10 protein-coding genes are annotated in these 7,268 nt (G+C 70.5%); 8 read left to right on the top strand and 2 right to left on the bottom strand.

Features of this window, described 5'->3' with window-relative positions:
• Positions 1-13: 13 nt before the first annotated feature.
• Positions 14-532: a lytic polysaccharide monooxygenase auxiliary activity family 9 protein gene (locus ACFW0G_RS27080; RefSeq protein ID WP_378328210.1), complete on the bottom strand. Its 519-nt coding sequence runs from the start codon at positions 530-532 to the stop codon at positions 14-16.
• Positions 533-856: 324 nt separating this feature from the next.
• Here ACFW0G_RS27080 and ACFW0G_RS27075 point away from each other — a divergent pair, with 324 nt between their 5' ends.
• From ACFW0G_RS27075 to ACFW0G_RS27040, 8 genes are all read left to right on the top strand, one after another.
• Positions 857-1,282, top strand: a complete 426-nt coding sequence (locus ACFW0G_RS27075) for a hypothetical protein (protein ID WP_378328209.1) — start codon at positions 857-859, stop codon at positions 1,280-1,282.
• A gap of 202 nt (positions 1,283-1,484) precedes the next feature.
• Positions 1,485-1,976 carry a hypothetical protein gene (locus tag ACFW0G_RS27070; RefSeq protein ID WP_378328208.1) on the top strand — a complete coding sequence of 164 codons (492 nt, stop codon included), beginning with the start codon at positions 1,485-1,487 and terminating at the stop codon, positions 1,974-1,976.
• A 3-nt stretch (positions 1,977-1,979) separates the two neighbouring features.
• A complete protein-coding gene (locus ACFW0G_RS27065; RefSeq protein WP_378328207.1) occupies positions 1,980-3,110 on the top strand; it encodes a PPE domain-containing protein in 1,131 nt (376 codons plus the stop codon).
• 21 nt (positions 3,111-3,131) lie between these two features.
• Positions 3,132-3,986 (top strand): ESX secretion-associated protein EspG, encoded by an 855-nt coding sequence (locus ACFW0G_RS27060; protein WP_378328206.1) that lies wholly within the window; start codon positions 3,132-3,134, stop codon positions 3,984-3,986.
• Positions 3,983-4,735, top strand: coding sequence for a transglycosylase SLT domain-containing protein (locus ACFW0G_RS27055; RefSeq protein WP_378328205.1), 753 nt, complete (start codon positions 3,983-3,985; stop codon positions 4,733-4,735). Before ACFW0G_RS27060 ends, ACFW0G_RS27055 begins: the two co-directional genes overlap by 4 nt.
• Positions 4,736-4,748: 13 nt before the next feature.
• Positions 4,749-5,840, top strand: coding sequence for a CHAP domain-containing protein (locus ACFW0G_RS27050; RefSeq protein ID WP_378328204.1), 1,092 nt, complete (start codon positions 4,749-4,751; stop codon positions 5,838-5,840).
• Entirely contained in the window at positions 5,837-6,130 is a 294-nt protein-coding gene (locus tag ACFW0G_RS27045; RefSeq protein ID WP_378328203.1) for a YbaB/EbfC family nucleoid-associated protein, read from the top strand. The genes ACFW0G_RS27050 and ACFW0G_RS27045 overlap by 4 nt, the downstream gene beginning before the upstream one ends.
• Complete coding sequence (locus ACFW0G_RS27040) at positions 6,130-6,573, top strand: hypothetical protein (RefSeq protein WP_378328202.1); 444 nt, start codon at positions 6,130-6,132, stop codon at positions 6,571-6,573. Before ACFW0G_RS27045 ends, ACFW0G_RS27040 begins: the two co-directional genes overlap by 1 nt.
• A gap of 82 nt (positions 6,574-6,655) precedes the next feature.
• Here ACFW0G_RS27040 and ACFW0G_RS27035 read toward each other — a convergent pair whose 3' ends face one another.
• On the bottom strand, positions 6,656-7,264 hold the full coding sequence (locus ACFW0G_RS27035; RefSeq protein WP_378328201.1) for a TetR/AcrR family transcriptional regulator: 609 nt from the start codon (positions 7,262-7,264) through the stop codon (positions 6,656-6,658).
• Between the last annotated feature and the right edge of the window lie 4 nt (positions 7,265-7,268).

Below are 7,268 nucleotides of genomic sequence, written 5' to 3'. Positions count from 1 at the left end.
CAGCACATCCGATTCAGCCGACCTGGAGGTCGATGCACGCGTAGAAAGCGTTTCCCGTATCGGCGATGTTCCAGATGGCCAGCACGGTCTGGCGCCCGGTGTGGTTGCCCAGGTTGACCGAGTGCGTGACGGTGGCGGGCGGCTGCTGGTTGTTGCCGCTGACGTCGGCGACCTTGTCGCCGCCGATGTAGTACTCGTAGTTGGTGGTGCGGTGCCGGGCGGTGAAGGTCCAGGTGAAGTTCACCGTGCGGCCCACCGAGGTCGCGCGCCAGCCTTTGTTGTTGTCGTTGAGCTCGGCGAACGCCGCGTTGCCGCCGTTGCAGCTGCGCAGCCCCTTGGGGCCTTCGACGCTCTGCGGCTCGTACTTGATGGAACCACAGGGAACCACGTTCTGCGCGCACTGCGCCTGCCTGCTGGCGGGCGCGTTCACATAACCGTGCGCGCTCGCGACACCGGCTGGTCCGGCGACGACGAGCACAGGGGCGACCGCCGCACCGGCGAGTGCGGCGACCAGTTTCCGATTCGTTTTCATGCCGGCTCCTTCGGGGAAGATTCGTTCCCCTGTGGGTATGCCGAAATGGCGGCATGGGCCGCCGGGCGGTGGGGACGGGGAACGAGGTGAGCGGGACTGTGGTCTAGACCATATTCCGGACCTCTTGCGCAGTCAAGAGATTTCCGTCGTGCTGTCCTGTTGGTGACCTGCTTACCGGGACAACAAGCGGCTCGTCGCGCCGTCCGGTCTCGTTCCGGAGGAGATCGACTACTCCATTGGTGGTATCTGACGTTGCTCCTCATGCTCTTCTAGGACGGGAGTGTGTCCGGCCGCGTGGGAGCCGGACGGGGGAGGGTGATGGGAATGCGGGTGTCCGAGGATCCGTTCGTGGACGGTCAGGCGAGGGAGCTGATCCGCGCGGTGCGGTCCGCCGCGGCCGGCGGTGAGGTGCGGCGCAGTCTCCGGCTGGCCGAGCATCTCGCGGCCGAAGGCCTGTTCCATCGGGAGGACGTGGTGACCGCGACGTGGTTCCTCCTGGCGTGGCGTGCCAGGGAGACGGGCAACCGTGAGCTGGCGGGGCAGTGCGTCGCGCGGCTGGCGGTGTGTGCTCCCGACTCGGTCGAACTGGTCCTGCACCTCGCCGACCTCGAACGTGCCCGCCACCGGGGCAAGCTCGGCAAGGGCAAGGGAACCGAGATTCTCGACTTCGCCCACCGGACGGGGAACCCGGAACTCGCCGCGCGCGTACGGCGGCTGTGGGCGGTATCGACGCGAAGACCGCCGCGCTGAAAGCGTCCGTCCGGAGCAAAAAATCAGTCACTGGCCACAAAAACCGGCAAACCGGATGACCGTCGCCGGACTGGGAACCGAGTGCGGAAGCGGGACGTCGTAGTGCGGCGCGAGTGTGATTTCGGCGATATATGCTGTCGCGCGACCCGGCGGCGCCGTGCCCGCCGGGCGACCCGGATTGGGGAACGGGGAGGTGGGCGGTGTGGATCCGCACCGGTTGCAGGACAAGGACGATGCCCGTCGGCTCTTGAAGCAGCTGGGCAGGCAACCACGGACGCCGCACCACGTCGCGTCCGCCGAGGGCGTCCACGACCCGAGCGGCGCCGGGAACGCGGCGCTGGTCGCCGACGACGCCGGCCGGATCGAGCTGGACCCCGCGCAGATCGCGGCGGCGGAAGCCGCTCTGGCCAGGCACTACGACGAGCTGTCCGAGCTGCTGAGCCAGGCGAAGGAGCTCGAAGCCCCGTTGCGGGACGGCGGCAGTCCGGTCGCGACGCACCTGCGCAGGGCGTTCGGCCTGCGCGGTGGGGCGGACACCGGCGTGCAGGCCACCCTGCGCGACTACCTCGACGAACTCGACACGCTGCGCGACGCGATCCGGCAGGCGGGCGCCAGTCACGCGCGCGCCGACGAGCAGGCGGGGGAAAGCCTTGCCAAGCTCCACCCGGGTTCCGACGCCGCTTCGGGGGTCTGAGCGATGACCGACAACCCGCGCTACAACCCGCATCGCAAACACCGCTACTGGTCACAGGACCACAAGCCGACCGCGTCGCAGCGCCGCCTCGTCCGCCGTCTCGACCGCGCCAGGAGGGCGAACCAGCAGGACAGGAGCTTCGGCAAGATCAACTGGGCGGCCTACGACCACCAGCAGCTGTGGGACATGGTGCAGTCCTCCGACCCGGCCACGATGGGAACGGCCGCGTACCGCTGGGCGCAGCTCGCGGTCGGCGTCGACACGGTGACCACGAACGTGCACCAGACGGTGCAGAAGCTCTTGATGTCGTGGCGGGGCGGCTCCGCCGTGACGGCCGCCGAGTCGGCGTCGAAGCTGACGAAGTGGGGAGCGGGCGCGTGCGACACGATGCGGCACGTCGGCGACGGCCTCGACCAGTACACCTCGGCCCTGCTCGACGCGCGCAACCACATGCCCGAGCCGGTGTACTACTCGGAGGTCCGCCACTTCCGTGAGGGCTACGACATCAAGGCGGGCAACGGGCCGAGCGCGGCGATCCTCGCGGACCAGCTGCTCGACGATCGCCTCCCGACCCAGCGCCAGGCGTCGAACGCCAAGGCCGAGGCCGTGCGGGTGATGGAACGGTACGAGGCAGGCAGCAAGCACGTGCACGACAAGCTGCCGCACTTCACCGACGCGCCGCAGCCGGTGGCCGGACGGCCCGGCGGGCCCGCCCAGGGCGCGGAGCAGGGCACGGACCGCGGCAGTGGCACCGCACCCGACGGCACGGTGGCCGCCTCGGCGGTCTCGGTTCCCGGCGGCGAGGTCGGGACGACGGGGTCCGGGAGCACCATCGGTTCGGTTCCCGGCGGCGGCATCGGTACCGGGAGTGGCGTCGGCAGTGGCTCGGCCCTCGGCGCGGGGAGCACCTCCGGAAGCGGGTTCGGGACGGCCGCGGCGAGCGCCGCGCAAGGGGGCGCGGTGGCCGCGCGCGGTGCGGGTCCCGGCGGGATGGGCATGTATCCGGGCGGGATGGGTGCCGGACGGCCCGGCGGCTCGGACGACGATGAGCACACCAACCGTTACGCCGAACAACGGGGCCTTGACCTGCTCGACGATCTGCCGCCCGCGTACCCACCGGTGCTCGGCGAGTGAACCGGCACTGGGGGAACTGACGTGGCGAGAACCTTGCCGTCGGTGAACGGCATCGTGCTGTCCCACCTCGAATACGACCTGTTGTGGGCCGATCTCGGGCTGGGACCGCAGCCTTACCCGCTCGAGGTGCGGTCGCACGGCTACACCATGGACGAACGCGACGCGCTGGGCGGGCAGGTGTTCGACGGCCTGGCCGAAGCCGGGCTGGTCGACGAGGACGACCGGGTGGATCCCCGCGTCGACGAGTTGCTCGACTCGCTCGCCCGGCCGGTCGTCTCGGTGGACGCGCTCGTCGTCGGGGAAATACCGCTGCGGATGTTGGCGGCGGCAGGGAAGCGCCGGGGTGTGCTCGCGACGCTCGACGACGACGAGCTGGCGTTGCGGCCGATGTGGCCGGACGAGCTCGTCGACGTCGTCGCCGGGGTGGTCGGCGACTGCGATCCCGGGCCGGGCGAGCCCGTCCGGTTGCCCCGGGAGACGTACTCGGAAGCCATGCGGGCCTTCGCCGACAAGGGATATCCGGCCTTCGAGCGGACGCTGGCGCGAGCCGGGATCACCGGCCGCGCGACGCGGGCACTGTCCACAATGGTCGATTCGCCGCGGTACGTCTCCGGGCAGCTGGCCGCGAACGGCCCCGCGGGCCGTTCGCCGGTCGTGAGCTGGTTCGACACCGGCGCGGGCCGCTACGGCGCGACGGTTCAAGACGTCGCCGGGACCCGCTGGGTGACGGTGACACCCGCGAACGGGCACTGGCTGGTGAACCGCGTCGAAGAACTGCTCCACCGGGTAGGGGAAACCGGAACGCCAGGCACCTCGGGCGCGTCGGAGGACTACGAGTCTTCGACCTGGTCCGTTTTCGAGAAAGGGGAGAGATGAGCACGCTGACAGCGACGCAGATCGCGGAACACGCCTACAAGGCGGGCTTCCGCGGTCACGCGCTGGAGACGGCGGTCGCGGTGGCGATGGCGGAGTCCGGGGGGAACCCGCACGCGCACAACGGCACACCGCCGGACAACTCCTACGGCCTGTGGCAGATCAACATGCTCGGCTCGATGGGCCCGGCCCGCCGCCACCAGTTCCATCTGCACTCCAACTCCGAGCTGTTCGACCCGGACGAGAACGCGAAGGCCGCGTACGCGATCGCGGGGCACGGCAAGAACTTCGGGCCGTGGTCGACCTACACCAACGGCGCGTACAAGAAACACCTCGCCGCCGCCCGCAAGGCCGCCGCAGAGGTCTCGAAGCACCACGGAAAACCACCGCACCACCCCAAGAAGCCGGTCCATCATCCTCCGAAGGGGAAGGGCCACGGCGGTTTCAAGACGGATCCGGAGCAGCTCATCGCCTACTCGAAGAAGGCGGATCACATCGCGGCGGAGCTGAAGTCGGTGGGCTCGCGCACGGTGCACGCGGTGACGTCCATCGCGAAGGACAGCTTCGGCCACGTCGGCGTCGAGACCGGGTTCTCCGGCGCGCTGGGACAGTTCAGCAAGTCGCTGGAAAAGCAGGTCGCCGCGACCGGGCGGAACGCGCAGGTGCTGGGCTCGGAAACGTCCCACGCCGCGAAGAGCTACCGCGCCAACGACAACGAGCTGGCGGCCGACATCACGGGCGTGCTGGGCTAGGGGGAAGTCACACATGGACACGGGACAGATCGCCACGCTTCTCGCGGGCGAAATGAAGACACACCAGGGAAAGCTGTCCGGCAAGGCGGGTGAGGCGCAGGCCGCGCAGCACGCGCTGGAGAAGGCGGCGCGCGACATCATGGCGCAGCACGACGCCCAGCGGAAGGACGCCCAGGCGCTGCTGACCCACTGGGACGGCAGGGCGGCGGCCGCGTTCGAGGGCAAGTCGGCGAAGTTCGGCGACGACCTCACCACCACCGCGGAAGCCAGCGTGCGCGGCGCCCGGATCGTCGCCGAGGTCACCGAGGCGCTCGCCGGACGGCACGGGGCGACCAGCGCCCTGATCGACGAGTTCGTCCGGAAGGCCGAGGCGTTCCTCAAGGCGGGGGCGGCACTCGCGGGCTTCGGGGCGTCCGGCGCGATGCTCCGGGCGCTGGCCGAGGTCACCGACCTCGCGGGCAAGTACCTCAAGGAGTCCGCGGGACACCTCAAGGGCGCGCGCGCCGAGATGGAGGAGGCGGCGCGCAAGCTCAAGGCGCTGGAACGGGACCTGAACTCCGACGGGGTCGCCGACCCTGGCAAGGAGCACCACAAACCGGTGCCGGGCAAGGGAAAGGAGCACCATCCCCACAAGCCGGGGCACGGGCACCACAAGGGCGGCACCAAGCCGAGCGAGTCCGGGAAGGCACACGAGATCCTGGAGCACGCCAGGAAGAACCTCGGCTACCACGAGGGCCCGAACAACCGGAACAAATGGGGACCGACCGGCCAGCCGTGGTGCGCCTACTTCGCCACCTCGATGTGGCGCGAGGCCGGGGTGAACATCCCGAAGTACGGCTTCACCGGCGACGTCTACAAGTGGGGCGAGCGGCACCACCTCGCGTACAACCGGCACGACCTGGCGAAGCAGGCGCGGCCGGGTGACGCGATCCTGTTCGGCACCGGGCCCAGCTGGGGCGGCAGCAGGCACATCGGCCTCATCGAAAAGGTCGAGGGCAACAAGATCACCACGATCGAGGGCAACTCGAGCGACCAGGTGATGCGCCACACCTACACGCTGCCGCGCGACGCGCACCTCTTCTACGGTGGGGTGCACCCGAAGTGAACGTCACCGGAAGCGCCCGGCGGGACGGGGTCTCGGTGGAGGTCCTGCCCGGCGGCGCGTTGAAATCGCTGGATCTGACGCCGGAAGCGTTGCGCGCCAGGGGAACCGGCCTCGCCGAGACGATCCTCGCGCTCGTGCGCGAGGCCGCGGCCCAGGCCGACCGGCGGGCCGTCCAGTCCGGCGAGTTCGCGGGCCTGGACGACGACGAGCTCGCGCGGCTCGGGCTGACCCGCGACGAATCGCTGTCCGAGGCCGCGGAAGGCACCACGCCCGACAGCTGGAGGCTCTGATGGAGCACGACGAGCGGACCGTCGACGAGCTGATCGAACTCGCCGAGGAGATCCCCGAACGGCTCGGGCTGGCCGAGGGCATGGCCGGACTGCGCGGCCGGGCCTCGGGCGACGGCGTCTCGGTGACGGTGGACGTCCAGGGCAAGCTGGTCGGGCTGGAGATCGACGACCAGGGCATCGCCCTCGGCCCGGATCGGCTGGCCGCGCGGATCGCCGAGCTGAGCGCCGAAGCGGGCAACGACGTCCTGAAGGCAGGAATGCGGGCGGTCCAGGCGGGCAGTACCCCGGCGATCGCCGGGGCGATCGCGGATTTCCTCGGCGTCACCGACCGGCCGCGTCCACCGGTGGCTGAGGAAACCGAGCGTCCCGCCCGTCCCTCGCCGCGCCCGGCTCGCCGGGACGACGACGAAGAGGAGGGCTTCGTCCTCAAACCGGTCGGCTGAACACCGTGATCCGGCATGGCTTCTCGCGAGCCGTGCCGGTTTCGGTGCTCGCGGTGAGTCCGGGATTTCGCGCGTCGCGGGGTCAGCGGGATGGGTGTCCGGCGGCACGTGCGCAGCGGGGCGTCTTGGCGGTGCCCACCCCCGCGAGCACCGCGCGGGTGACGAGTTCGGCGAAGTCGGGCCCCATCCCGGCGTGGTGGAACAGCGCCCGGAAGACGATGGGCGCGGCGAACAGGTCCGTCAGGAGGTCGGCGTCGCCGAGTTGTTCCAGCTCGCCGCGTTCCCGCGCGCCGCGCAGGGAAGCCAGGCAGGCCTGCCTGCGGGGTTCCCAGAAAACGGTGAGGAACTCCTCGCGCAGCTCGGGATCGTCGGCCAGATCGGCCAGCAGGGCGGGGAGCACGCGGCTGAGCGCGGGGTCGGCCAGGCCGGTGCGCAGAGCCTCCAGATGCCCGACGATGTCGCAGTGCACGCAGCCGGTGTCGATCTCCACGACGCCGACGCGGTCGCGCGCCATGGCCGCGACGACCAGCTGCTGCTGGCTCTTCCAGCGCCGCCGGATGGCGGGCTTGGTGGTGCCCGCGCGGGCGGCGATGGCCTCCATGGTCAGCGCCGGGTAGCCGACCTCCCGGAGCAGCTCGGACACCGCCGCCAGCACGGCGTGGTCGATGCGCTCGTCACGTCGGCGTGCCATTCCA

The sequence above is a fragment of the Amycolatopsis sp. NPDC058986 genome (genome assembly GCF_042741125.1).
Classification (GTDB): domain Bacteria; phylum Actinomycetota; class Actinomycetes; order Mycobacteriales; family Pseudonocardiaceae; genus Amycolatopsis.
The sequence above is the reverse complement of the archived record's forward strand: the minus strand, read 5'-3'. Positions and strand labels throughout refer to the sequence as shown.